At 57.6% G+C, this 23,756-nt stretch carries 21 protein-coding genes; 19 read left to right on the top strand and 2 right to left on the bottom strand.

Features of this window, described 5'->3' with window-relative positions:
- Positions 1-31 precede the first annotated feature (31 nt).
- Complete coding sequence (locus tag AC27VJ_RS21295) at positions 32-385, bottom strand: hypothetical protein (RefSeq protein ID WP_488685701.1); 354 nt, start codon at positions 383-385, stop codon at positions 32-34.
- Positions 386-434: 49 nt separating this feature from the next.
- Positions 435-2,675, bottom strand: a complete 2,241-nt coding sequence (locus AC27VJ_RS21300) for a CHAT domain-containing protein (protein ID WP_488685702.1) — start codon at positions 2,673-2,675, stop codon at positions 435-437.
- Positions 2,676-3,122: 447 nt separating this feature from the next.
- On the opposite strand from AC27VJ_RS21300, the gene AC27VJ_RS21305 reads away from it, so the two are divergent.
- The 19 genes from AC27VJ_RS21305 (at position 3,123) to AC27VJ_RS21395 (ending at position 23,704) form a co-directional block, all read left to right on the top strand.
- Positions 3,123-4,205, top strand: coding sequence for a hypothetical protein (locus AC27VJ_RS21305; RefSeq protein WP_488685703.1), 1,083 nt, complete (start codon positions 3,123-3,125; stop codon positions 4,203-4,205).
- The gene (locus tag AC27VJ_RS21310; RefSeq protein ID WP_488685704.1) at positions 4,202-5,113 is read left to right on the top strand and encodes an antitoxin; all 912 of its coding nucleotides are present in this window, start codon (positions 4,202-4,204) and stop codon (positions 5,111-5,113) included. Before AC27VJ_RS21305 ends, AC27VJ_RS21310 begins: the two co-directional genes overlap by 4 nt.
- A 416-nt stretch (positions 5,114-5,529) precedes the next feature.
- Positions 5,530-5,877: a hypothetical protein gene (locus AC27VJ_RS21315; RefSeq protein ID WP_488685705.1), complete on the top strand. Its 348-nt coding sequence runs from the start codon at positions 5,530-5,532 to the stop codon at positions 5,875-5,877.
- Positions 5,878-5,942: 65 nt separating this feature from the next.
- On the top strand, positions 5,943-6,473 hold the full coding sequence (locus AC27VJ_RS21320) for an NUDIX hydrolase (protein WP_488685706.1): 531 nt from the start codon (positions 5,943-5,945) through the stop codon (positions 6,471-6,473).
- 338 nt (positions 6,474-6,811) lie between these two features.
- Positions 6,812-7,777: an aliphatic sulfonate ABC transporter substrate-binding protein gene (locus AC27VJ_RS21325; protein ID WP_488685707.1), complete on the top strand. Its 966-nt coding sequence runs from the start codon at positions 6,812-6,814 to the stop codon at positions 7,775-7,777.
- Positions 7,778-7,783: 6 nt separating this feature from the next.
- Positions 7,784-8,623, top strand: coding sequence for an ABC transporter permease (locus tag AC27VJ_RS21330; RefSeq protein WP_488685708.1), 840 nt, complete (start codon positions 7,784-7,786; stop codon positions 8,621-8,623).
- Complete coding sequence (locus tag AC27VJ_RS21335; RefSeq protein WP_488685805.1) at positions 8,623-9,378, top strand: ABC transporter ATP-binding protein; 756 nt, start codon at positions 8,623-8,625, stop codon at positions 9,376-9,378. The genes AC27VJ_RS21330 and AC27VJ_RS21335 overlap by 1 nt, the downstream gene beginning before the upstream one ends.
- A gap of 32 nt (positions 9,379-9,410) precedes the next feature.
- On the top strand, positions 9,411-10,832 hold the full coding sequence (locus tag AC27VJ_RS21340; protein ID WP_488685709.1) for an FAD/NAD(P)-binding protein: 1,422 nt from the start codon (positions 9,411-9,413) through the stop codon (positions 10,830-10,832).
- Positions 10,833-10,853: 21 nt separating this feature from the next.
- The gene (gene ssuD / locus AC27VJ_RS21345) at positions 10,854-12,023 is read left to right on the top strand and encodes an FMNH2-dependent alkanesulfonate monooxygenase (protein WP_488685710.1); all 1,170 of its coding nucleotides are present in this window, start codon (positions 10,854-10,856) and stop codon (positions 12,021-12,023) included.
- Positions 12,024-12,436: 413 nt separating this feature from the next.
- Positions 12,437-13,024: an FMN reductase gene (msuE, locus tag AC27VJ_RS21350; RefSeq protein WP_488685711.1), complete on the top strand. Its 588-nt coding sequence runs from the start codon at positions 12,437-12,439 to the stop codon at positions 13,022-13,024.
- A 23-nt stretch (positions 13,025-13,047) separates the two neighbouring features.
- On the top strand, positions 13,048-14,151 hold the full coding sequence (gene sfnG / locus AC27VJ_RS21355) for a dimethylsulfone monooxygenase SfnG (protein WP_488685712.1): 1,104 nt from the start codon (positions 13,048-13,050) through the stop codon (positions 14,149-14,151).
- Positions 14,152-14,287: 136 nt separating this feature from the next.
- Positions 14,288-15,211 carry an ABC transporter ATP-binding protein gene (locus AC27VJ_RS21360; protein ID WP_488685713.1) on the top strand — a complete coding sequence of 308 codons (924 nt, stop codon included), beginning with the start codon at positions 14,288-14,290 and terminating at the stop codon, positions 15,209-15,211.
- On the top strand, positions 15,211-16,107 hold the full coding sequence (locus AC27VJ_RS21365) for a branched-chain amino acid ABC transporter permease (protein ID WP_488685714.1): 897 nt from the start codon (positions 15,211-15,213) through the stop codon (positions 16,105-16,107). Before AC27VJ_RS21360 ends, AC27VJ_RS21365 begins: the two co-directional genes overlap by 1 nt.
- A 3-nt stretch (positions 16,108-16,110) precedes the next feature.
- Complete coding sequence (locus AC27VJ_RS21370) at positions 16,111-17,151, top strand: branched-chain amino acid ABC transporter permease (RefSeq protein WP_488685715.1); 1,041 nt, start codon at positions 16,111-16,113, stop codon at positions 17,149-17,151.
- Between the two features lie 97 nt (positions 17,152-17,248).
- Positions 17,249-18,583 (top strand): ABC transporter substrate-binding protein, encoded by a 1,335-nt coding sequence (locus AC27VJ_RS21375; protein WP_488685716.1) that lies wholly within the window; start codon positions 17,249-17,251, stop codon positions 18,581-18,583.
- Between the two features lie 127 nt (positions 18,584-18,710).
- Positions 18,711-19,493 carry an ABC transporter ATP-binding protein gene (locus tag AC27VJ_RS21380; RefSeq protein ID WP_112500799.1) on the top strand — a complete coding sequence of 261 codons (783 nt, stop codon included), beginning with the start codon at positions 18,711-18,713 and terminating at the stop codon, positions 19,491-19,493.
- Positions 19,494-19,519: 26 nt separating this feature from the next.
- Positions 19,520-20,767 (top strand): SfnB family sulfur acquisition oxidoreductase, encoded by a 1,248-nt coding sequence (locus AC27VJ_RS21385; RefSeq protein WP_488685717.1) that lies wholly within the window; start codon positions 19,520-19,522, stop codon positions 20,765-20,767.
- 625 nt (positions 20,768-21,392) lie between these two features.
- The gene (locus tag AC27VJ_RS21390) at positions 21,393-22,196 is read left to right on the top strand and encodes a GntR family transcriptional regulator (protein WP_488685718.1); all 804 of its coding nucleotides are present in this window, start codon (positions 21,393-21,395) and stop codon (positions 22,194-22,196) included.
- Positions 22,193-23,704, top strand: coding sequence for an ABC transporter substrate-binding protein (locus tag AC27VJ_RS21395; RefSeq protein WP_488685719.1), 1,512 nt, complete (start codon positions 22,193-22,195; stop codon positions 23,702-23,704). Before AC27VJ_RS21390 ends, AC27VJ_RS21395 begins: the two co-directional genes overlap by 4 nt.
- Positions 23,705-23,756 lie beyond the last annotated feature (52 nt).

Consider the following 23,756-nt stretch of genomic DNA (forward strand, 5'->3'; position numbering starts at 1 on the left):
GTGTCGCCCGTCTGTCAAACGCTGCGTGGGCTTAGCTAAAAGTCGCGTCTTCAAGCTCTCGCAGGTCCTTGACCTCGCGTCCCACCAGGGGTTGGTCGCCGAGGCGCGCCACCGCCTCGGCATGCTCTGCCCCGGCAATCTCGCAGCGGCTCGGAAGATCGCCGGCAGGATAACCGTGTGTCATGGCGCTCCACCAGGCGTTCATGAGCATGATGAGGGTAAGCCCCTTCTCCGCAGCCTCTCTCGTTCGATAGAGCCATTCCGATGGTCCAATCATCAAACCGATCTCTGTGCGCTGAGCGCATGACAGGAGATAGCCGCGGTCGGTCGAGGTGAGACGGTATCGATGTTCGGTATCGATTTCGGCTCTTAGAAGTTCAACCATCTCTTTTTCCCTTGACTGTTTTGATGAAAAACCGGCCGGCGAGCCGCGCTCAGGCCACGCTTTCCGAAATATCGTCATCGTCTCTCGCCATCCGCTCCATCGTGTCCAGCAAGATCGTTTCGGGACGCCCGATGTTCAGGTAGGCGAGCGCGCTCGAATTGGCGATCGCCGTGTCGAGGCAGGTTTTCAGTAGCTCTCTCCTGCGGCCGTCCTCTTCGAGCAGATCGAGCACATCCTCGAACGGGCGACTTGACCCGCCATTGATGGAAAAATTGCCTTTCTGATGGACCGCCAAGTAGGTCGCCTCGTCGATTATTTCTCTGTGCTGAAGCAATCGCAAAAAGTCCGTCAGGACCTGCATTCTCAACATGCCCGAGACGATCTCGGTCCAGGTCAGCGCCCGGCCGAATGTCTCCACCGCGGCCGGGATAAAGTCGGAAATCCGGAAGACCAATCGTGCAGCGAATGCAGCGGCCGCGCGTGCGTCGAGGGGAAAGACAGAGCTGAGGACCGATCGGCATCCCAAAGCCAGGAAGCCGTTTGCGACCGTTGCATGGTTTCTATCGGCCGCGTGGGTATCACAGGCGCTCAAAATGACGATCGGCGGCGGTTGGGGAACGCGGTCGCGCAATTGCCAGACGTCAATCTCCTGGTCCTTGAGGTGCAACACCCCAACCCCGTCCTTTGGATGGCTGCCATGTCCATCAAAGATTACCAGGGGGCCGTCGAACTCATTCAGGGCGGAAACGAGCTCGTCGGCATTTGAGACCTCCACGAAATCGACTTGAAGCGTTTCGTGCCAGTGCTTGCCGAAGGCATCAAAGGCGATTTCGAACATCGGCCGTATTGGGTCTTCGCGTTTCAGTGCACTGATGACGAGGATCCGGCGGAAACTTGCGGGGATTAGCCTGATCAGAGGAAGCGGCGCCAGCTGGTCGATGAACAGGTTCCCGGGTGTGACAGGAATTCTTGAGACGTTCTTCCTCAGGCAAAGCGGAAGGCCATCGACATCGAGCCATTCCACATGGGCGTCGGCAACAATGCGAACTCCGTCTTTTGATGATTTCACGAGCGGCACAAAGCGTGCGGGGAAGGCCGAGGCGAGTGCTGCCTGTAGCTGCTGAAAGGCTCGTAGCCGCTTTTTTGATCCGTCCCCGTCGCTACGATAATGCGCTGCGAACTGCCGTACCGCCCCCGATGTCGTGTTGATGGCGTTTGGAAGACGAATGGTTGCCGAGAGATCCGAGGCTGAAAGGGCTGCGATCGCCTCGGTCGCGAGGGCGAGCTCGAGTTGGCGAAGTCGCGAGAGCGGGTGGGGTGACGGTTTGGCTCGCCCTGCTTTTATCTCCTCCAGCGACGCACCGAACAAAGCCTCTGCCTGATGCGGTGTTTTCGCGGTGTACCCGTAGCCAGTCTGGCGTACAAGGGCGTTCCTAACCGTTAAGAACCGCTGCTTTTCAGGCCCCACCATGTCATCGGGAGGAGCCATCGTCGCCACGTGGGAGAACATTGCCGGCGCAAACAGGTTCAGGTCGGGGAAGCTGCGATAGGCGTCGCTAGCACCTCCAGCATCGGATTTTTCTCGCTCCGCGTAGATGTTGTTGGTAGTTGCCACGATTTGCTCGACATATGGGTCAATCCCGTTGCCTATGTCGTCAAAGGGACCTTCCACCATATCTGCAAACCCAAAGGCCGACAGGGCCATCAAGTTGGGGACGACGGTCGCATGCCCTCGGATGTTATATTTGAGACGACGTGAAGGAGGAGGCAACCATCCTTGGAGCGCTTCTCTGGCGTCACGAACGTGGTCCGGGTCGATCGATTGCGGCAGGCGATCGCAGGCGCGTAGGCAATAGGCTTGTAACGCGTTGATCGTGAGGTCCGATAAGGCCAAGTCACCCTCTTTATCTGCGACGACGAGGGGAGCGATGGCGCAGGATTGCGCCCAAGTACGAAATTCGGCGGCAGCGTGCATCTCGCCAACCAAAAGGATGTTGAAAGGTAGATAAGCGGGCAACGGCACGGAACGGATCGCCCGTGGAGACATCGGAAACCAGTTGATCGGATTGACCCCGCAGATTCGCCGGGGCGCGAAGGTCCGCATACCATCCTCGGTTAGATCATAGATGGAAGACGGAAAGAACGACGCCGCGCGAATGAGCCGCACGTTATGGCATAGGCTCACGGAGAAGCCTTGGAGCGGTGTTGCCTTCGTGGGCTCGCCATCGGCCACGGGAATCAAGAATCGAATTGAACTGTCGAAAGTCGATATCTCCGGGAGTTCACTCATTGGCTTGCATTCGCACCACATTGTACCGTGAGCCCGCACGCTATCTAACCGTAGCGCCAAAATCTACTTCTTGAAGTTTAGGGTTGTCGAATGGAATTCCCTTACCCTGAACCGAATATCGGGTTGCCGAAACGGATCCCTTTTTGTGTCCCCCCGCGCTGGGAAGACAACCACGTCATAGCCCAGCAACAGGGATACACGGAATCAAAAGCTGGAAATTCGCTGAGCGCCCAAATCTCGAACGCGAATCGCCTGCCCAAATTTCTTAATCGGCCTGTCACGCGGCGCCTGCGGTCAAAGCACACTGAAGTTCTCGGCCTTCGACTTCCTGTCTAGCAGTCGGGGCGGGAGAGCCCCAACGTTATCTAGTTGTTTGCTGCGCAGTACATATAGACATTTTTGCGGATATGCGGCATAAGAGTTATATTTGCTGCGCAGGGAATATCTATGGAAGAGCCCATAGCTTTCGATATGTTGAGTGAGTTGACGGCCAGCCTTACGGAGGCAGGCGGAGAAATCACGTCCGAGCCTATATTTGAGCAGCAGATGGGAAACTCTCGCGCAGATTTCCTTATAGATGCGCGATTTTTTGATGCGCCTCTCAAACTTATTGTCGAGGTCAAAAGATCGGCTTTTCCGAGAGACGTCAGGGAAGCAATCTGGCAGCTGAAAAAATACATTGCCGCCATGCCGCCCGGCAATTCCAGAGTTCTCCCCCTATTGATGGCCGATACCATTTCCCCAGGTGCACGTGCACTCCTGCGCGAGGAGAAGATCGGTTATTTCGATCGTAGCGGCAGTCTCTATCTTTCGTCCGACAATCTCTTTGTTCTCGTCGAAAAGCCAGCCTCGAAGCAGCAGGCTCGATCGCTCAACAATCTGTTCGTTGGGAGTCGCGCACAGGCCCTCCATGCCGTCTGGACATTTAAGGACCAATGGTTCGGTGTGCATGAACTGGCCGAGCGGGCATCCGTATCTCCGACAACTGCATCCCAGGTTCTTATCGAACTAGAGCGCCGCGAATGGGTGAACTCCAAGGGTGCCGGTCCATCGAAGGAAAGGATACTCTCCAACCCCCGCGCGCTGCTTGACGAGTGGTCTTCCTATGTCGCTTCGATCAAACCGAAGCCGCTCCGCTCTTACTATATGCGGATGACCAATATCGATGAGGCGATGCATGAGATTGACCGCATCAGCGATGAGACGGGAGTTCGCTACGAAATTTCCGGGCTCATGGCTGGGCAGATCCATGCACCGCACCTCTCGAAAATATCTCAAATCCATTGCCGCATCGATCACGGCGGCGAAAGTCTTCTTCGGAAACTGGGAGCAAAGGCTGTCAAAGAGGGCTGGAATCTGGGAGTTATAGACTCTAATCCACGCCACGACTTTCTGTTTCGCCAGAGGGTCGGTCATGTCTGGGTCACAGATCCACTTCAAACTTACCTCGACCTTCTGCAGCTTGACAGCGGTCGCTCAAAGGAACTGGCCGACCACCTTCGGCTGACAAAACTCGCGGGATCCGAATGACAAAGCCCCAGATACTGACTGAATACAGTGCCGATGTTACCCGCGACTGCGAGCGCGTCTTGGTTACGCTCTTCAGCGGCCTCGGCCCCTGGCGTGATTCCGTCTTTCTGGTCGGCGGACTGGCACCGCGCTACATTGTCACCAAGCGGCCGCCTGACGTCCCGCCTCATGCAGGAACCGGCGATATCGATGTCGTCGTCGATCTGTCGATCCTCGCCGACACAGAGGCATACCGGACGCTCGAGCAGAACCTCAAAAAAATGGGTTTCGAGCGTGCGCAAAATGACAAGGGCAATAAGGTCAACTGGCGTTGGCAGACCCTAACCGAGCACGGTATTCTCGTCATCCTGGAGTTCTTGGCAGACGATCCGAAGCTCCGGGGTGGCGCATTGCAGGAACTGCCGACGGAAGGAAATGTTTCTGCGGTGAATATTCCTCACGCGTCGCTCGTGTTCGGGCACCACGATCGGATGGAAGTCACCGCTGATCTGTTGGGTGAAAAAGGCCGCTCGACAGAATCCATCCCCTACGCCGATATCGTGGCATTCACATGCCTCAAGGCGTTTGCCTTTGATCACCGGCGTGAGCGCAAAGATGCGCACGATCTCGTCTACTGCCTCGAACACGGAGAAAGCGGGCTCGCCGGTGCAATCGCCAAATTCCAAGAGGCTCTGAAAGGCAACGATCGGGAGGTCATCGAACGTGCCCTGACGCTATTGCTCACCCGTTTTTGTGATCCGGAGCCAGACGAAGGCTACCTGCGCGAAGGCAATGTTGCCGTGGCGCAGTTCGAAATTGAAGGTTCTGCAGACGACACGGAAATCAGAGAAGCCCGGATTTTGCGCCAGCGTGACGTCAATGACATCATGCGAGAGTTTTTAGGCGCGCTAGGTATTGCGTTTAAGTGATGCTCGGAGCGCGGAAGCGGATAGATCATGGAGTGACTTGATCGATATCTCATTCTGATGCCATTGTTTTTTATGCATATTTTCGGCAGAGAACTGGGGTTGCGGGTTCGTATCCTTTCAAGGCGAAGACGCTCACGAAGCTTGACACAACGAGTCGGTGACTCCGACCTGAATGCGGAGTGATGGGATCACACAAATAAAGGTGCAATATGCCACACCTGCGCGCGATGGGTCCGCACGTGTCGAGAGTTGCTTATCTAGACGAGAAAAGCCAGGCCTCGATCACAATGCACAGATGCCAAACCCCTAATCTCGCCCGATGATTTCGCTTGCCCCACAATCTGAGTGTATGTGAAGTTCGTGATTCACGAAAACAAGCTGCGATCATAGCGGCAATAAAAATTTGAGGACTTTACATGCCATTTTTCCTCGTGACCCAGACCTCGCTGGTTGAGGGGAGAGATGAGATCTCTGCCGCAGAAAAGACGCTCCGCCAAATCAGGGAGGCTGACAAAGTCGCTTTTTCAGTGAAATTTGACGAGGATACTATCACGCAGGTCTCGATCAGTGTGCCCGGCAAGATGCTTGAGGAGACCGCCTCTACAGGGGCTCATCTCGCGAGGCCTGCCGAACCGACTGACAACGGGTTGGAGCCACCGCACTCGGTTGTTGCCCCGGTGTTGGGACGTGGTTTCCTCTCGACGACCGCTCTTGTGGCGACGGGGGTGGTAGTCGGAGCTGCCTGGAGCCACTGGATCGCTTGAGGCAATAGCTCTAAGTCACAGTGCCCATTGAGATCGATTGATGGAAGGATGATAGTCGCGCTCGGATGGCTGTAAAATTAGGAAAGAAAGAAAAGCACGCCATTCCATCCGCGTCCCGCGGATTGCTTACTCAGCTCGCAGCCATGCCAGAGCACCTGAGGCGTGCTGATTTTCGCCAGCAATATGCCGCGCTCTGCTTCCGGCGCGTTCCCGACGGCGATGACATCGAGATATTGGTGGTTACCTCGCGCGAAACCGGGCGCTGGATTATTCCCAAAGGCTGGCCGATGAAGAAAAAGAAACCGCATGAGGCGGCGGCGCTTGAAGCCTCTCAGGAGGCTGGCGTGCGCGGCCGGGTCGGCAAACGTGCAGTCGGACGCTACACCTATCTTAAATGGCTCAATAACCAGCATGTCGCGCCCTGTATCGTCGAAGTCTTTGCAATCGAAGTCACAGAGCAAAAGGCCAGTTTTAAAGAACAGGGCCAGCGTAAGCTGGCGTGGGTTTCCCCCGACGAGGCTGCACGGCGGGTGCGCGAGGTCGAGCTTAAATCGCTGCTGGTTCATTTTCGGCCGACGCGGAAGAAAACTTCTTGAGTGGAATCTACGAAAAGCTGATTGCGACGGTCCTCACTTAGTCCATCATATGATCAAAAACGGCGTTTACGCGAAGATTCTGGAGCACTGAAAACCTTCAGAAGAAGCCCTGCCAGAATCGCGAGACGACCCGCGAGGCCTGCCGAAGACTTGGGCCGCAGGTATATTGAAAATAACGGTCAGCAAAATGTGCGGAACACCGCATCGGGATATTCCGACTACGCTATCCCATTTTAATAGGGCCGATATTTCTCTCAGCGCCTGAAATTTGGAAAGTCTGCGGATTACAAAGTTGGTGAAATTGCCGGAAGCTGTGCCTCTAATTTGGAGATCGAGACATGAGAGCATGGATTGCGTCGGCGTTGGGTGCATTGGCAGGACTGGTTGCGCTAGGCCAGGCTCATGCCGCAGACATTTCTGAGATCCGCATCGACTGGGCGACTTACAATCCCGTCAGCCTCCTTCTGAAAAGCGACGGATTGCTGGAAAAGGAATTCGAGAAGGACGGCATCACGATCACCTGGGTGCAGTCTGCCGGTTCCAACAAGGCGCTGGAATTTCTCAACGCCAGCTCGCTGGACTTCGGCTCCACGGCAGGTGCAGCAGCGCTTGTCGGTCGGATCAACGACAACCCGATCAAATCCATCTACGTCTATTCGAAGCCTGAATGGGTCGCACTGGTGACGCGCAAGGATACCGGCATCACCAAGGTTGAAGATTTGAAAGGCAAATCGGTTGCCGCGACCCGCGGTACCGACGCGCATATCTTTCTGGTGCGAGCGCTTGCCGAAAAGGGCTTGACGGAAAAGGACATCAAGCTGGTTCTGTTGCAACATGCCGATGGCCGTCTGGCTTTGCAGCGTGGCGATGTGGACGCATGGGCCGGTCTCGACCCGATCATGGCATCTGCCGAAATCGAAGATGGCGATATCCTGTTTCATCGCAATCCTGCCAACAACTCCTGGGGCGTGCTAAATGTGCGTGAAGAGTTTGCCAAGGAACACCCTGAAATCGTCAAGCGTGTTCTGGCAACCTATGAACGCGCCCGCGACGAAGCACGCAAGGACCCGGCCAAGCTGAAAGCAGCACTCGTGGCGGCAACGAAACTGCCCGACGCCGTGATTGCACGCCAGTTGGAGCGCACCGATCTCAGCCAGTCCAAGATTGGCGATGAGCAGGCTCAGACGATCGAGGCGGCAGGTCTCGCGCTTCAGAAGGCGGGCGTTATAAAGGAGAATGTTGACGTGAAGGCAACGGTCGCAAGCCTTATCGACACAAGCTACGCTCCTGCGGCGGGTCAGTGATATCCCATGGCTTTGCTGGATACAGTGCTGCTGAAGCGGCAAGACATCGACAGACCTGAAAACCGGCAACCCCGGTTTTCGCTGCTTGATCAGCCGTTGATCGGTATCGCGTTTCCGATCGTCGTTATTCTCGGTTGGGAACTTCTGGTGCGTGCAGGTGTCATTGGCGGGCGGCTGATGCCGCCGCCATCACGGGTACTGGCAACGGTTCAGGAGCTGGCGACAACTGGTGATCTCCTGACCCACATCTGGGTCACCTTGAAACGCGTGCTGTTCGGGTTTACGCTGGGTGCCGTGGCCGGAACGGTTCTGGGTGCCCTGACGGGGTTTCTGCCGCGGGTTGCGCGCATCCTCGACCCCACCTTGCAGGCGCTACGTGCTATCCCTTCCATCGCATGGGTGCCGCTCTTCATTCTCTGGTTTGGCATTTTCGAAGCCTCCAAGATTGCCTTGATCGGCGTGGGCGTGTTCTTTCCCGTCTACCTCGGCGTCTATGGCGCCGTGGTTGGTGTGGACAGACGGATCGTCGAAGTCGGGCGTATTTACCGTCTCTCCGGCCTTGACCTTGTACGCCGCATCCTGCTGCCATCGATCCTGCCCGGATACGTGCTGGCACTCAGATCGGGCCTTGGCCTTGGCTGGATGTTCGTCGTGGCCGCCGAATTCATGGGTGCTTCCGAGGGACTTGGTTATCTCCTTGTTGATGGACAGCAACTGGGTAAGCCGGACCAGATACTCGCCGCCATTCTGATTTTCGCCATCGTCGGCAAGGCGACAGATAGCCATCTCATTCTGGTAACCGCTCCTTTCCTGCGTTGGCAGGACACGCATGGGGGGGCACAATGATGCTGGATATTCGCAATCTCTCCAAGGTTTATCCCAACGGCACACATGCGCTCGATGGCTTTTCGCTGAGCGTGCGCGAAGGCGAGGTCGTCGCCGTCATTGGCGGCTCCGGTTGTGGCAAGAGCACGCTTCTGCGCCTGCTGTCGGGGCTGGAAAGCCCAAGCAACGGTGACATCCGCCTCGATAACAAGCGCCTGGTAAAACCGGACCCGCTGGTCAACATCGTCTTTCAGGAGCCGCGCCTGTTTCCTTGGCTGACGGTGGCCGACAATATCGGCTTCGGTCTGTCGTCTCTCAGTGCGAACCAGCGCCGCGACCGCGTGCAGCAGGTGCTGAAGAAGATTGGGCTCTCAGGCTACGAGACACGGTGGATCAAGGAGCTTTCGGGCGGGCAGGCGCAGCGCGTTGCACTGGCGCGGGCGCTGGTCACGAAACCATCGGTGCTTCTACTTGACGAACCTTTTTCCGCGCTCGACGCCATGACCCGTGCCGATCTGCAAGACCATCTGGTCGATCTGTGGAGTGAGGCAGGCTCGACCATGCTGCTCGTCACACACGATATCGAGGAGGCCATCATCATGGCAGACCGCATCATCGTCATGCAGCCGTTTCCGGGCCGGATTCTTGAGGAAGTCTGCGTTGACCTACCGCGCAAGCGGGAACGGACATCACCGGACTTTGCGGCCTTGCGCAAGCATTTGTCAGAGCTTCTGGCCCTGTCTCTTTCCAACACCAAAAGCAGTGCAAGCGCATGAGCGCAAACTTTCATTTGAAATTGGAATCTAGCATGCCGGTTGTGGCCGTCATCGGCGGTGGCTTCAGTGGCGCAGCTTTCGCATTGCACTTGAATGCTTTGAGTGCTGGCGAGTTGCGGATTGTTGTTTACGAACCGCGCCAACGTCTGGGCGCCGGCCTTGCATACAGTACGGAAGACGCCGCGCATCGCATCAATGTGCCTGCGGGTCGCATGTCTGCCTATCCTGACGATCCTGAAAGCTTTCTTCGGTATCTGGCGACAACGGAGGAAGCCATCACCGATGCGTCCCTCGTGGGCAAGGATGGCCTGCCCTATCCGCGCCGTCAGGTCTTTGGAGACTACGTTGCCTCGGAAATCACGCCGCTGCTGGCGTCAGGCGCTGCTGAACATCGGCAAGCCGAGGTTACCTCCATCGTGGCTTCAGGTCACGGTTGGCATATCCGCGACAGCGATGATGGAGAGTTGCAAGCACAGTTCGTGGTATTGGCAGCCAGCCATCCCTCGCCCACGTTGCTTCGCCCGTTGCTGCCCTTTGCGAACCACTCGAAACTGGTTGCCGATGTGACGGTGCCCGCAGCACTTCATGCGATTGAACCTGATGACCGTGTCATGATCCTCGGAAACGGGCTGACCGCCGCTGATGTCGTCGCGTCACTGGAAAAGCGCGGCCATCGAGGCACGATCCTGTCGGTGTCGCGTCGGGGGTTACGCTCGCGTGGCCACGCGCCATCCGTGCAGGAGCCATTCGGCGATTTTTCGTCCCAGCCTTCAACGAGGGCCTCGGCGCTGCTGCACAATATCCGCCGGTCGATCAGAGAGGCCGAGGCTAAGGGCTTGACGTGGCATGCGGTGCTGGATGCCGTGCGTGGGCAGGCCTTTACCATATGGCGGGCGCTTCCCGTCACTGAGCGCCGGCGCGTCGTACGCCTTGCGCGCCCATTCTGGGATGCGCACCGTTTCCGCATCGCACCACAGGTGGAAGACACGCTCGACGCGGCCATTGGTGCCGGGCGTTTGAGCATCCGTGCGGCACGGCTGAAGCAGGTAATAAGGGATGGCGACGCCTTCCGCGTTACACTGTCTGCGGGGAATCAACCCGCGCCTGAAGAGCACGTTTTCGATGCCATCATGGTGACGACAGGTCCGGCGCATGACCATATCCTCCAGTCTCAAGCCTTTCTGGCTGAGCTGTCGGAACACGGCCACATCAGTGCATGCGAAACCGGTCTTGGTATTGCCTGTGATCTCCACGCCCGCGCACTGAACCGCAATGGCGAGCCCGTCGAGAACCTGCTGATCGCAGGGCCACTGGCGCGCGGCACCTTCGGGGAACTGATGGGCCTGCCGCAGGTGACCGAACATGCAGTCTTCGTCGCCCGAGAAATAGCCGACGCCATCGACAAAATACATCATCGAAATTCAGAACCACACTCCCGTCGTTTGGCGGTTTGATTGACAGTAAGGACAGGTAATATGGCCAAGACATCTCAGCCTCTCGATTTTCTCTGGTTCATCCCGTCGTCCGGTGACGGCTCCTACCTCGGATCGGACGATCTCGCCCGCCCCTCGGACCCCGCTTACTTCCGCGAGATTGCGCAGGCGGTGGATCGCCTCGGCTATTCCGGCGTGCTGATCCCGACCGGCGCGGCCTGCGAGGAATCTTTCATTCTTGCCGCCAATCTGGCCGCCTATACCGAAAACCTCAAATTCCTAGTTGCAATCCGCCCAGGCGTGGCATCGCCCGCCTATTATGCCCGTCTCGCCGCAACGTTGGACCGCGTTTCCAACGGTCGGCTGCTTCTCAATATCGTCGTTGGTGGAAGCGCGCAGGAACTGGCGGGCGACGGCATTTTTCTGCCGCATGACGAGCGCTACGATCATGCGGACGAATTCTTTCAGGTGTTCAACAAGCTGATCGAAACCGGAAGCGCGCATCTGGATGGCAAATATATTCAAGCCCACAATGCCGAGCTCGGCCTGCCGCCGGTGCAGGAGCCACGCCCGCCAATCTACTTCGGTGGCTCCTCGGACGCGGCCATCGACTTCTCGGCTGGCATCATCGACAAATACCTTACCTGGGGCGAGCCGCCGGCACAGGTCGCCGAAAAGATCGAGAAGGTCCGCAAGGCATCCGCTGCCGTCGGTCGTAAGGTCTCTTTCGGTATTCGCCTGCATTTCATCGTCCGCGAGACGGACGAAGAGGCCTGGGAAGCGGCAGATCGTCTAATTTCCAAACTTTCCGACGAAACGATTGCCGCGGCACAACAGGTCTTCCTGAAGAACTCCGACTCTGTCGGTCAGGCCCGCATGGTCGCACTTCACGGCGGGCGTCGCGACAAGCTGGAGGTCTCGCCGAACTTATGGGCCGGTATCGGCCTCGTGCGCTCGGGCGCTGGCACGGCCTTGGTGGGCTCGCCCAAGACCATCGCCGCGCGCCTGCGTGAATATCAGGATATCGGCATCGATACCGTCATTGCGTCAGGCTATCCGCATCTGGAAGAAGCTTACCGCGTGTCGGAACTTCTGTTCCCTGAAATCGGCCTGGAAGGCCCGCGCGGCCAGATCCGCTCGTCCTTTGGCAAAGCACAGGTTTTCGGCGGTGGCGGCCATGGCGGCAACGTCAAGGTGGCGTCAGGCTCCTGACAACGACAATCGCAATCCCGCCATCCAGAAACAGATGGCGGTCATAGCTTGATGAGCGCTTTCTATGTGAACATTCGCCGCTGCCTGTTCGCGCTAGGTTTAAATCAAGACTGAACACGTCGGTAATTGGGCGTCGTCTGTACCGGATCGCGGTTTAGCGATGGCCTCACGGCAAATCCTCCGCGCATTCAACAAATGCGGCCGGACCGGCCCCTGGCTTTATTTTGGCGGACCAGGGGTGTCTGGCAAGCCTCGGCAAGGCAGCAGTCGGCCTAAGGCTCTCTTCCGCGTTCGCCCTTTGCACCAAAGAAAGCGACCTTTTCCAAATCTTCCGCGTCATTTGAAAATCTATTCCTGTCCAAAATTTAAATTGGATATAATCTATAAAAAAGATAGATAACAAGGGATTTCAGATGACTGGACCAACCATCCTCGGTCTATCGGGAAACGTCAAACGCCCATCACGTACCGCCTCGCTTGTTGATGCTGTCGTCTCTTTCGCTGCGGAGCGTTTGGGCGGGAAAGGTCGGCTGATCGAGTTGGTCGACGCTGCTCCTATTCTTTTCAAAGCGTTGCGCGCCGACCAGCTCGATGCAGCGGGCAGGGCGATCATTGAGGCCGTCGAGGCGGCCGACGTCCTCGTTGTCGGCTCGCCCGTCTACCGAGCGTCTTACACCGGCGCGCTGAAGCATCTCTTCGACCTCGTCGATTACCGAGCGCTAACCGGAAAGCGAGTCATCCTCGTGGCGACAGGCGGAACCCCGCTGCATGGTTTGATGATTGAGCATCAACTTCGGCCGCTGTTCGGCTTTTTCAACGCACTCACCCTTCCCACCGCAATATATGCCACGGAAGCCGACTTCACCGACTATGACCTCAGCAACCCCGCAGTGCACGGGCGCATTGAGCGCGCCGTTTCTGAGCTGGCGCAAGTTCTGCCCGCCGCCCATCAGGTTGCTTCCGCAGGCCATCGCGCTGCGCTCGTCGTGGCCTCGGCCTGACAATTTTAAAGAGGGAGAATATCATGTCTTACGCAAGCAGAGAGCCGGTCAAATTCGCCTACTGGGTTCCCAATGTCTCAGGCGGCCTGGTTATTTCGAACATCGAACAGCGCACAAGCTGGACGATCGAGTACAACAGGAAGCTCGCGCAGATCGCCGAAGCCAGCGGATTTGATTATGCGCTGAGCCAGATTCGCTTCACGGCAGGCTATGGCGCAGAGTACCAGCATGAGTCCGTGTCCTTCAGCCATGCGTTGCTGGAATCGACGACGACGCTCAAGGTCATCGCCGCCATTCTGCCTGGCCCGTGGAATCCGACTCTGGCCGCCAAGCAGATCGCCACGATCAATCACCTGACCAATGGCCGCGTTGCCGTCAATGTCGTCAGTGGCTGGTTCCGCGGCGAGTTTCACGCGATCGGCGAGCACTGGCTGGATCACGACGAGCGCTATCGTCGCTCGGAAGAATTCATTCGCGCCTTGCGTGGCATCTGGACGGAAGACAACTTCACCTTCCATGGCGATTTCTATCGCTTCAACAACTATTCACTGAAGCCCAAGCCGCTCGATCCGCAGCCGGAAATCTTCCAGGGCGGCTCCTCGCGCGCGGCCCGCGACATGGCTTCGAGGGTCTCTGACTGGTACTTCACCAACGGCAATACGCCAGAAGAAATCCGCAAGCAGGTGGACGATATCCAAGATAAGGCAAAGGCCAACGGCCATTCCGTCAAAGTCGGCGTCAATGCCTTCGCAATCGTGCGCGAGACCGAGGAAGAGGCCCGCGCCGTTCTGGCCGAGATCATTGACAAGGCCAATCCGCAAGCGGTCAACGCCTTCGGCCATGAAGTGAAAAATGCCGGAAAATCATCGCCGGAAGGCGAGGGGAACTGGGCTAAATCCTCTTTCGAAGATCTTGTCCAGTACAATGACGGCTTCCGTTCCAACCTAATCGGCACACCGCTTCAGGTGGCCGAGCGCGTCGTCGACCTGAAGCGCGCTGGTGCCGATCTCATCCTTCTCGGCTTCCTGCACTTTCAGGAAGAGGTGGAATATTTCGGCAAGCACGTCATCCCGCTGATCCGGGAGCTTGAGGCGGTCGGAGGAGAAACGGCTGTCGCAGCCGAGTAATTGCCCATGAGCATTGTCGGTCGGTAGATCCGGCTGCTGGTAACAACAGAACGCGATCCGGTCCGTGGTTCGTGGCGGGGAAAGTGTGCGCCCATCAGACCGGAAGGCTTGGTGGTGCGCGACGGAGAACAAGGGCATGCGCGCAATGACATTTGCCTACGGAGGTCTGGGATCAGCGCCGTTTCCGTCTGACGTTCAGGAACATTTGGCGGGCCTTGAGGGGCAGTCACTACCGGCAGTCATGGCATCTCAGGATGCCACTGGAATGGACAGGAACGTTCTCCAGCTGTCCGGTGTCAGCCTGTCCTTCGGCGGTGTCGTCGCCTTGAAGGACATCGATCTGTCCGTCGGACGCGGCGAGATCCTCGCGATCATCGGACCGAATGGCGCGGGCAAGAGTTCGATCCTCAATGTGATCAGCGGTGTCTACAGGCCGGATCGCGGCCGCATCAAAGTGGCCGGGCGCGACTATGTCCAAGTTCCGACGCAGGCACTTGCCCGCCATGGCGTTGCACGCACCTTCCAGAACCTGGCCTTGTTCAAGGGGCTGAGTGTCCTTGACAACATCCTGTCGGGCCGCGCCTACAAGACCCGCTCCAGCTTCGTCGAGCAGATCGTCGGCATAGGCCGGGCAAGGACCGAACAGTTGGACGCGCGTCGCCGCGCCAAGGACGTGCTCGACTTCCTGCATCTCTCCCATGTCCGCGATAGGCTGGCGGGCACGCTGCCCTATGGTCTGCAAAAGAGGGTCGAGCTTGCGCGTGCGCTAGTTGCCGAGCCGGATATCCTGCTTTTGGACGAGCCAATGGCGGGCATGACGGCCACCGAAAAGAACGAGATGGCCGGCTTCGTTCGCGCCACGCGGGACACGCTTGGAACGACGGTGGTTTTGATCGAACACGATATCGGCGTCGTCATGGGGCTCTCCGACCGGGTCGTCGTGCTCGACTACGGTCGTAAGATTGCCGATGGCACGCCCGCCGAGGTGCAGGCCGACCGGCGGGTGATCGACGCCTATCTGGGCGTGGCACCTGAGAACCAGGACGGGGAGGGTATCTGATGGCCGATTTCGACTGGCTGTTCTTCAATGAAGTTCTCGTCGGCGGTCTTCTCTCCGGCGTCATGTATTCGCTGGTCGCAATCGGCTTCGTGCTGATCTACAAAACCTCCGGCGTGCTCAATTTCGCACAAGGTGCTATGCTGCTGTTTGCCGCGCTGACCTTCGTCAGCCTTACAGAGCGCGGCATTTCCTTCCCGCTCGCCTTTGCCATCACCTTCGCGATCATGGTGGTCATCGGCGTGGCCATCGAGCGGACCGTGCTGCGGCCGCTGACCAACAAGCCTCCGATCACGCTGTTCATGGCGACCCTCGGTCTCTCCTACATCATCGAAGGGTCCGCGCAGTTGATCTGGGGAACGCAGGTGCACGGGCTGGATCTCGGCATTGAGGATGTGCCTTTCGATGTCGGCGGCATCTACATCAGCCAGTTCGATATATTTGCAGCTGTTGTTGCCGCTGGCATGGTGGCCCTGCTTTCTGTCTTCTTCCGCTACACCCGCATCGGTCTCGGCTTCCGGGCCGTGGCGGACGATCAGTTCGCCGCACTTGCCGTCGGTCTCAGGTTGCCGTGGATCTGGGCTACGGTCTGGGCTGCTGCTGGCCTCGTCGCCCTGGTCGCCGGTCTCCTATGGAGTGCGCGGGTCGGCGTGCAGTTTTCCCTGTCGCTGATCGTCCTCAAGGCGCTGCCGGTTCTCGTTCTCGGTGGGTTCGACTCGATCCTTGGCGCGATTGTTGGCGGATTGGTGATCGGGGCATCCGAGAAGCTCGCCGAGGTCTATATCGGCGAATATTTTGGTGGCGGCATAGAAAGCTGGTTTGCCTATGCGATCGCGCTCGCTTTGTTGCTGGTGCGCCCCGCCGGACTGTTCGATCAAAAACTCGTGGAAAGGGTCTGAGACATGTCCGTGATCGCTTCCGATCTGCCGCGTGAGCATTTCTCAGGACGCTGGGCCGTACAGCTCGCCTTGCTGGCAGTCGCCTATGCCGGTGTGCCGCTTCTTGGCTCCAGCTATCTGTTCGAGGCCATCCTTCTGCCTTTCCTGGCGCTCAGCCTCGCCGGCGTCGGGCTGAACATACTCACCGGCTATGCCGGTCAGGTATCGCTGGGAAGCGCCGCCTTCATGGCGGTCGGGGCCTTTGCCGCCTATAATGTCAATCTCAGGGTCGATGGATTGCCGCTGATCGCGAGCATCGTGCTGGCCGGATTTGCGGCCGCCGCCATCGGCCTGGTGTTTGGCCTTCCAAGCCTCCGCCTCAAGGGTTTTTATCTCGCTGTATCGACGCTTGCGGCGCAGTTTTTCGTGCAATGGGCGCTGACCAAGTTCAGCTGGTTCTCCAATGACTCCGCCTCTGGCGTCATCGATGCTCCGGTGCTCTCGGTCGGCGGCTTCGTCTTCGAAGGCCCCGTGGGGCGCTATTATTTCGCGTTGAGCGTCGTCGTGGTGCTGACCGTGCTCGCCTACCGGCTGGTCAATTCCCAGACGGGACGCAACTTCATTGCCGTGCGCGACAACGAGACGGCTGCCCGGATCATCGGTGTGCCGGTGCTCAAGACCAAACTCCTGGCATTCGCCGTTTCTTCCTTCATCATCGGCGTCGCCGGCGTTCTGTGGGCCTTCGCCTATCTGCGCACTGTCGAACCGGCCGGATTCAACCTCGACCGTTCCTTCCAGATCCTGTTCATCGTCATCATCGGCGGGCTCGCCTCGATCCGCGGCGCGTTCTTTGGCGCGGCATTGATCGTGGTGTTTCCCTTGGCACTCTCGCGGCTTGGATCCTTCCTGCTCGGTGACGTCTTCGATTCCGGTGTGCTCGATATGAGCCAGCGCATCGTGCTCGGTGTGCTGATCATCCTGTTTCTGATCCTCGAGCCGGATGGCCTTGTCGCCCTCTGGGACAGGGTCCGAAGACGCATCGGTTCCGCTGTCAGGCGGACCTGAGTCCACCAGAGCCTCATCGCTCTCAAACCCGCAGTCATCCTTTCTCGATCAACCCAGAACCGGTGGACTGCCCGGTCGATACCTGGAGTGTGTGCACATGACGATTTTTAGAAAATTCAAGATCGCGGCGCTTGCCGCCGGCATCGCCTTCACTGTAGCCCTGCCGGCAGCCCATGCCGACGAGCAGTATTTCCCGCTGCAAAGCTACCGCGTCGGACCCTATGCCGCCGGCGGCACCGGCTTTTTCGGTGGCTTTATCGACTATCTAAACCTGATCAACACCCGTGACGGCGGCGTCAACGGTGTCAAGCTGACCTGGTCGGAGGCCGAAACCCAATATGAAGTTGAGCGCGGCGTCGAGGCCTATGAGCGGTTGAAGAGCAATCCGAACGTCGCTGCCTGGAACCCGCTCTCTGTCGGCATCGCCTATGCCATGATCGACAGGATCACGCAGGACAAGGTTCCGCTGATCACCATCAATCATGGCCGCACAGATTCGACCGATGGCCGCGTCTTCCCGTACGTCTTTCCGCTGCTGCTGAACCCCTACAGCGAGACCTCCGGCATCGTGAACTATATCGGCTCCAAGGAAGGCGGGCTTGAAAGCCTCAAGGGCAAGAAGATCGTCGTGCTTTATCATGGATCGCCCTATGGCAAGGAAACCATTCCGATATACGAACTGCTCGCGAAGAAATACGGCTTTGAACTGCAGCAGATCGAAGTTCCGCATCCGGGCAACGAGCAGCAATCGCAATGGCTTACAATCCGCCGCGCCAAGCCGGACTACGTTGTCTTGCGTGGCTGGGGTGTCATGAACCCAGTCGCCTTGAAGACAGCCGCTAAGACCGGCTTCCCGGTCGATCACATCATAGGCAATGTCTGGTCGAACTCGGAAGAGGACGCCATTCCTGCCGGTGAAGCCGCCAAGGGCTATACCGCGATTACCACTCAGGCATCGGGTGCGGAATATCCTGTGGTTCAGGAAATCGTCAAGACGCTCTACGACGCTGGCAAGGGCAATCTGGAAGACAAAAAGCGCATCGGTTCCGTCTACCACAATCTCGGCATCGTCAACGGCATCCTCAATGTAGAGGCGATCCGTATCGCGCAGGAAAAATTCGGCAAGCGCACGCTGACCGGCGATGAGGTCCGTTGGGGCTTCGAGCACCTGCAGCTTGATCCGGCTCGCGTGGAAGCGCTTGGCGCGAAAGGCCTGTTCCATTCGATCAATGTCACCTGGGACAACCACGAAGGCAACGGCTACGTAACCTTCCAGAGGTGGGACGGCACCAAATGGAACGTGGTCTCCGACTGGATTGCGCCCGACTGGGCCTTGCTGCGGCCGATCATCGAAAAATCGTCCGAGGCCTATGCCGCCGAAAAGGGCATCAAGCTGCGCACAGCGGAAGATGCCGCGACAGCGACTAACTGATCCTTCAGGGCCGCGCTTCAAGGTGCGGCTCCGAGGTCTCCCGCGCGGGGCTGGTGTCCCCTCCCTCACAACCTACCCCGCGCATCCCTTTTCATGCAGCCTTTTGCACGCAGACAGGAAAATAGTCATGGCTCAAGAGCATGTTTTACTGACGGTGGCCGATGTGAAGGCGACCTACAACCACGCGATCACCGCACTCCACGGCGTCAGTTTTAACGTCGCGCGCGGCGAGATAGTGGCCTTGCTTGGGGCCAACGGCGCTGGGAAGACGACGACGCTGAAGGCGGTCTCCAATCTCCTGCCTGCTGAACGCGGGCAGATCGTTTCCGGCAGCATCCGGTTCGACGGGCTTGATGTTATCAGGACAAGCCCCGCCAATCTGGTGCGCGCAGGGCTTGTTCAGGTTCTTGAGGGCCGCCATTGTTTCCGCAGCCTGACGGTCGAGGAAAATCTTGTGTCCGGAGGGCTCGGCCGCAGCAGTAGCCGTGCCGAGATCGCCGATGATCTGGAGAAGGTCTACACACATTTCCCCAGGTTGAAGGAGAAGCGGCGGGCCCTGTCCGGGCTGACATCCGGCGGCGAGCAGCAGATGACGGCGATCGCCAGGGCGCTGATGTCGCGCCCGCGTCTGCTGGTGCTCGATGAGCCATCCATGGGGCTGGCACCGATCATCGTTCAAGACATTTTCCGCACGTTGCGCCGACTCAATCGCGAGGAAGGGCTGTCCGTTCTGGTTGCAGAGCAAAATTCCGCCGTCGCGCTGAACTATGCCCATCGCGCCGTGATCCTGGAAAACGGCGTGGCCGTCCTCTCTGGCAAAGCCGGCGATCTGCGCGAACGTGGCGACATCAAGTCCTTTTATCTCGGCAAGACGGCCGCCTCACCGGACATTCCGGTGCTTGCCAGCTAACCCCCAATCCAAAAAGAGAGAAGTCCATGACCCTATCCAATGTCAATACAGAGAATGCCGCAAAGGCAGTGCCGCCGGTGCCTCGTCCTGCCGAACCCGCCCATGTCATCAAGACCGACGCCGAGGCGATCACCGTTGCCAAGACGCTTGCGGCCGAGTTTATCAAGGGCTCGGCGATAAGAGACCGCGATCGGATCTGGCCGGTCGAAGAACTCGACGCCTTCTCTCAGAGCGGGCTGTGGTCGATCAATGTACCGAAGGCATTTGGCGGCCCTGAAGTCTCCTATGCGACCCTTGCCAGGGTCATCGAGATCATATCGGCGGCAGATAGCTCGATCGGACAGGTTGCGCAGAACCATCTCGGCGTGGTTGCCGCTATTCGTACTGTTTCGGATGAGGAGCAGCAAAAGCTCCTATTCTCCGAAGTGCTGAAAGGCACGCGCTTCGGCAATGCCTTTTCGGAGTTCGGCTCCAAACGAGCTGTGGACTTCGAAACGAGATTCGTCGATGCCGGAGATCATGTCGTCGTCAACGGGAAGAAGTTTTATTCGTCTGGTGCGTTGCTCGCGCATCTGGTGCCAATCGTCGCGCTGGATGACGAGGGCAGGGCCTGGTACGCGATCGCCGATCGCGGCGCGGAGGGACTGACTGTGATCGACGACTGGTCGTCGTTCGGGCAGCGCACGACGCTTTCTGGAACCGTATTGCTCAACAACGTCAAAGTGCCAAAGACGCATCTTGTGCCCGGCTACATAGGCTATGAGGTTCCAACGGCCGATGGTGCGATTTTCCAGATCATCCAGGTTGCCGTCGATACCGGCATTGCGCAGGCCGCGATCGACGAAACCGTGAATTTCGTGCGGACCAAAAGCCGCGCATGGGTGGATTCCGGCGTCGACAATGCTTGGGACGACCCCTACACGATCCAGGCGGTCGGCGACCTCACTTTGCGGCTGCACGCGGCGCAAGCCTTGCTCGAGAAGGCCGGGTACGCCATCGACCGTGCAATAGCCGATCCGAATGCGGAAACGGTCGCCGATGCCCAGATCGTCACAGCAGAGGCGAAGATACTGTCAACGGAAATCGCCATTCTTGCCACCAACAAACTGTTCGAATTGGCTGGCACGCGCTCGACCCTCGCCGAACACGGCTTGGACCGCCATTGGCGCAACGCCCGGACACACACGTTGCACGACCCGGTTCGCTGGAAATATGCGATCCTCGGCAAATATTTCCTGAATGGCGAGAAGCCGCCCCTGCATGCATGGAGCTGATGAACGAACAGGCCGGTAGCACCTGCTCTGGCCTGTCCCGCTTCCGCTTCGTCAGCATCGATGCAGGCTTCTACACAGGCTGAGCATTTCCCCTCAGAGACCCGATCAAAAAGCCGCCATGGAGCGGACGATGACTGTCGCGTCCACCGAAAAGCCCTCGTTTTCTAGAAAGCTATTTATAATTAGCAGCTTGCCAATAGAAATGCGGTTGTCGAAGGTTAGTGTCTATTAAGGGAGGCAATTCTCCAGCAATCTTATCGGAGGCGTTCCGCCTCAATCGCACTCGCGTTTTGGCGCCACTATCCTCTGATCTCAAGGGAAGCGTCCGCGATCTGTGAAATCTGGAGATGACGATGTCAATGCCGGTCTATGTGATCATGGCAGTCGTGCTTCTGACGTTCGTTCCACAATCTCCTCGGCCATTTTGGCAAGGCTTCGCAAGAAACCTTCGTCTTTCTCACACTACCAAGCATTTACCCGGATATCTCTCGCACACCCAATAATTCCGGCTGAACAAAAGAGACCCCAGAGGCAAAGGGATCAACAAAACTAAATATTCCAAAAATGGCTTGTGAGATGTCATTTTTTACCTTGTGAAATCTTAAGGTTTCGATATCGTTATTGCATGCTCGATCAATCATCACCCTTCGCCCATCCCGCCCTTCAACCCGAAGGAAAGAACGCATTTGCCTTTAAACGCTTAAAACGAGCTTTGATCGAATGTGAGCTGGCACCAGCAGACGCGGTATCTGAAGGCGACATTTCGGAACGCTTTGGTCTGGGTCGAGCTGCCGTGCGGAACGCCCTTGCCAGACTGGAAGTGGAGGGGTTCATCTCTGCGATTCCAAGAAATGGCTGGCAGGTTGCCCCTATCACCGGCGCGGCAATTGGAGACATTCTAGAAGCTCTGAATGTCGTCGAATCCCAGTTAGCTAAGGGTGTTCTCTCGCCAGAGGAGTCGGCAAGTTTCAGGATTATCGCTTCTCAACTTGACGCTCTAGCTGGTCGCTCAGAGGCTGAGACTGTCTTAGCAGCCAGAGCGCTCGACCGCTCCTTCCTAAATCTTCTAGCAAGGCGGCGCGGAGAAATAGTCGTACAGTGGCTTAATGGCGCCCTAGATCATTCCGCAAGGCTGCTGTCTTACTTCGAAGGAAAACATCCCAGCTACGTTTCTTCCTCCCGCACCGCTCTGGTCTATGTCCTTGAGAATGGCGATGACGCCGCTGCAAAGAACCTCCTGTTGGAAGATGTGCAGCGGTTCCGCGAATACATTGTCGATCACATGTTGCGATCGAAAACCTTCACATCAGCACTGCCTCAGCCTGCCTTTGCCAGCCGGATGAGTGAGCAGCCCTCCATCGACCCCAGTGCTGCATCACACATCCTCTTAGGCCCGTCGAATTCCGAAAATAAGGGTAATGAGCAATGACAAATTCGCTTCGCAGAAAAATGCTTGTTTCGGTCTTGGGAGTCTACCTCTTAACCGCGCCCATGGCTGGCCAGGTCTGGGCGAAGGATGCCCTGACGATTGATCTCGTCAACGAGCCATCATCGCTGGACCCGCATGTGCAGTGGAATCCAGACAGCTACTACGTCTATCGAAATATTTTTGATAATCTTGTCACCCGCGATGACGCCGGCAAGATTATTCCGCAGGTTGCCACCGAATGGAAATATCTGTCCGATACCGAGATCGAGTTCAAGATACGCAATGACATCGCGTTCCACGACGGTTCCAAGCTGACAGCGGATGATGTTGCCTTCAGCGTCAAGCGCATCACTGACCCGAAATTCGGCAGTCCACAGCTCGGCCAGTTCAACAAGATTATTGATGCGAAGGCGACCGCTGAGAATACCGTAACGCTGACAACGGACGGTCCTTACCCTGCGCTCCTTGCTCAGCTCGTTAAATTGTCTATCGTGCCAAAAGCGATTGTCGAGCGTGTTGGCAAAGACGCCTTCAATTTGCAGCCGATTGGCAGCGGACCCTACAAATTCGAATCGTGGCAACGTGGTGTTTCCGTCACCCTTGCGCGTAACGATAACTATTGGGGTGAAAAAGGTAAATTTGAAAAGGCGACGTTCAGGGCCGTGCCGGACGCATCTACCCGATTGGCCAACCTCCAAGCCGGGACGTCTGACCTCGGCGTCACTCTCGATGGCGATCTTGCAGCGCAGCTGGAAGGCTCCGCTTCCGCCAAAACATTGTCGGCGCTTACGGAACGTGTCGCCTATCTGCGCCTGAATACGCAAAAACCTCCTTTTAACGATGTAAAGCTGCGTCAGGCCGTCGCTCATGCAATCGACAAGGAAGGGCTGATTGAGGGCATTCTCGGCGGTCACGACAAGGCAGTCGACGAGCTTGCAACGCCGGTTCACTTTGGCTGGGTCGATGGCATCAAAGGGCCCACGTTCGATCCTGATCAGGCTAAAAAGATCGTTTCTGATGCCGGAGAAGCTGCGAAGGCGAAAATCAATTTCGCAACGGCGCCGGTCTTCGATCAGCGTGTGGTGCAGGCCATACAGCAGATGCTTACCGATGTCGGCTTTAACGTCGAAATCGAAATGACGGATATGGCGACCTATCTGAAGCGCTCTCAGGGTGGTCCAGAAACCGCATCCTTGCTGGGCTATGGCCGCTGGTCTTGCGCGTGCCAGGATGTCGACGGTGTTCTCTTCCCGCTTCTGGATTCCAAGAACATCTGGTCCACATATCGAAATCCCGAGGTCGACAAGCAACTGGCGGATGCCCGCTCTACGCTCGATGAAGGCAAGCGTCTGGAAAGCTACCAGAAGGTCCATGAAACGGTGGCAAGCGACATCCCTGTGATCCCGCTCTACCAGGTGGCCGCAATCTATGGCGCATCCAATCACCTCGCATGGACGCCGACTCCGAATGAAAGCCTGTTTCTGAACCGCATGACATGGAGTGATTGAGGCATCGTATCGAACGCTTGCCAGAGCGTATCTGGCACCAGCTCAAAGAAGC

Source organism: Agrobacterium sp. 20P9.1.2 (assembly GCF_057799395.1).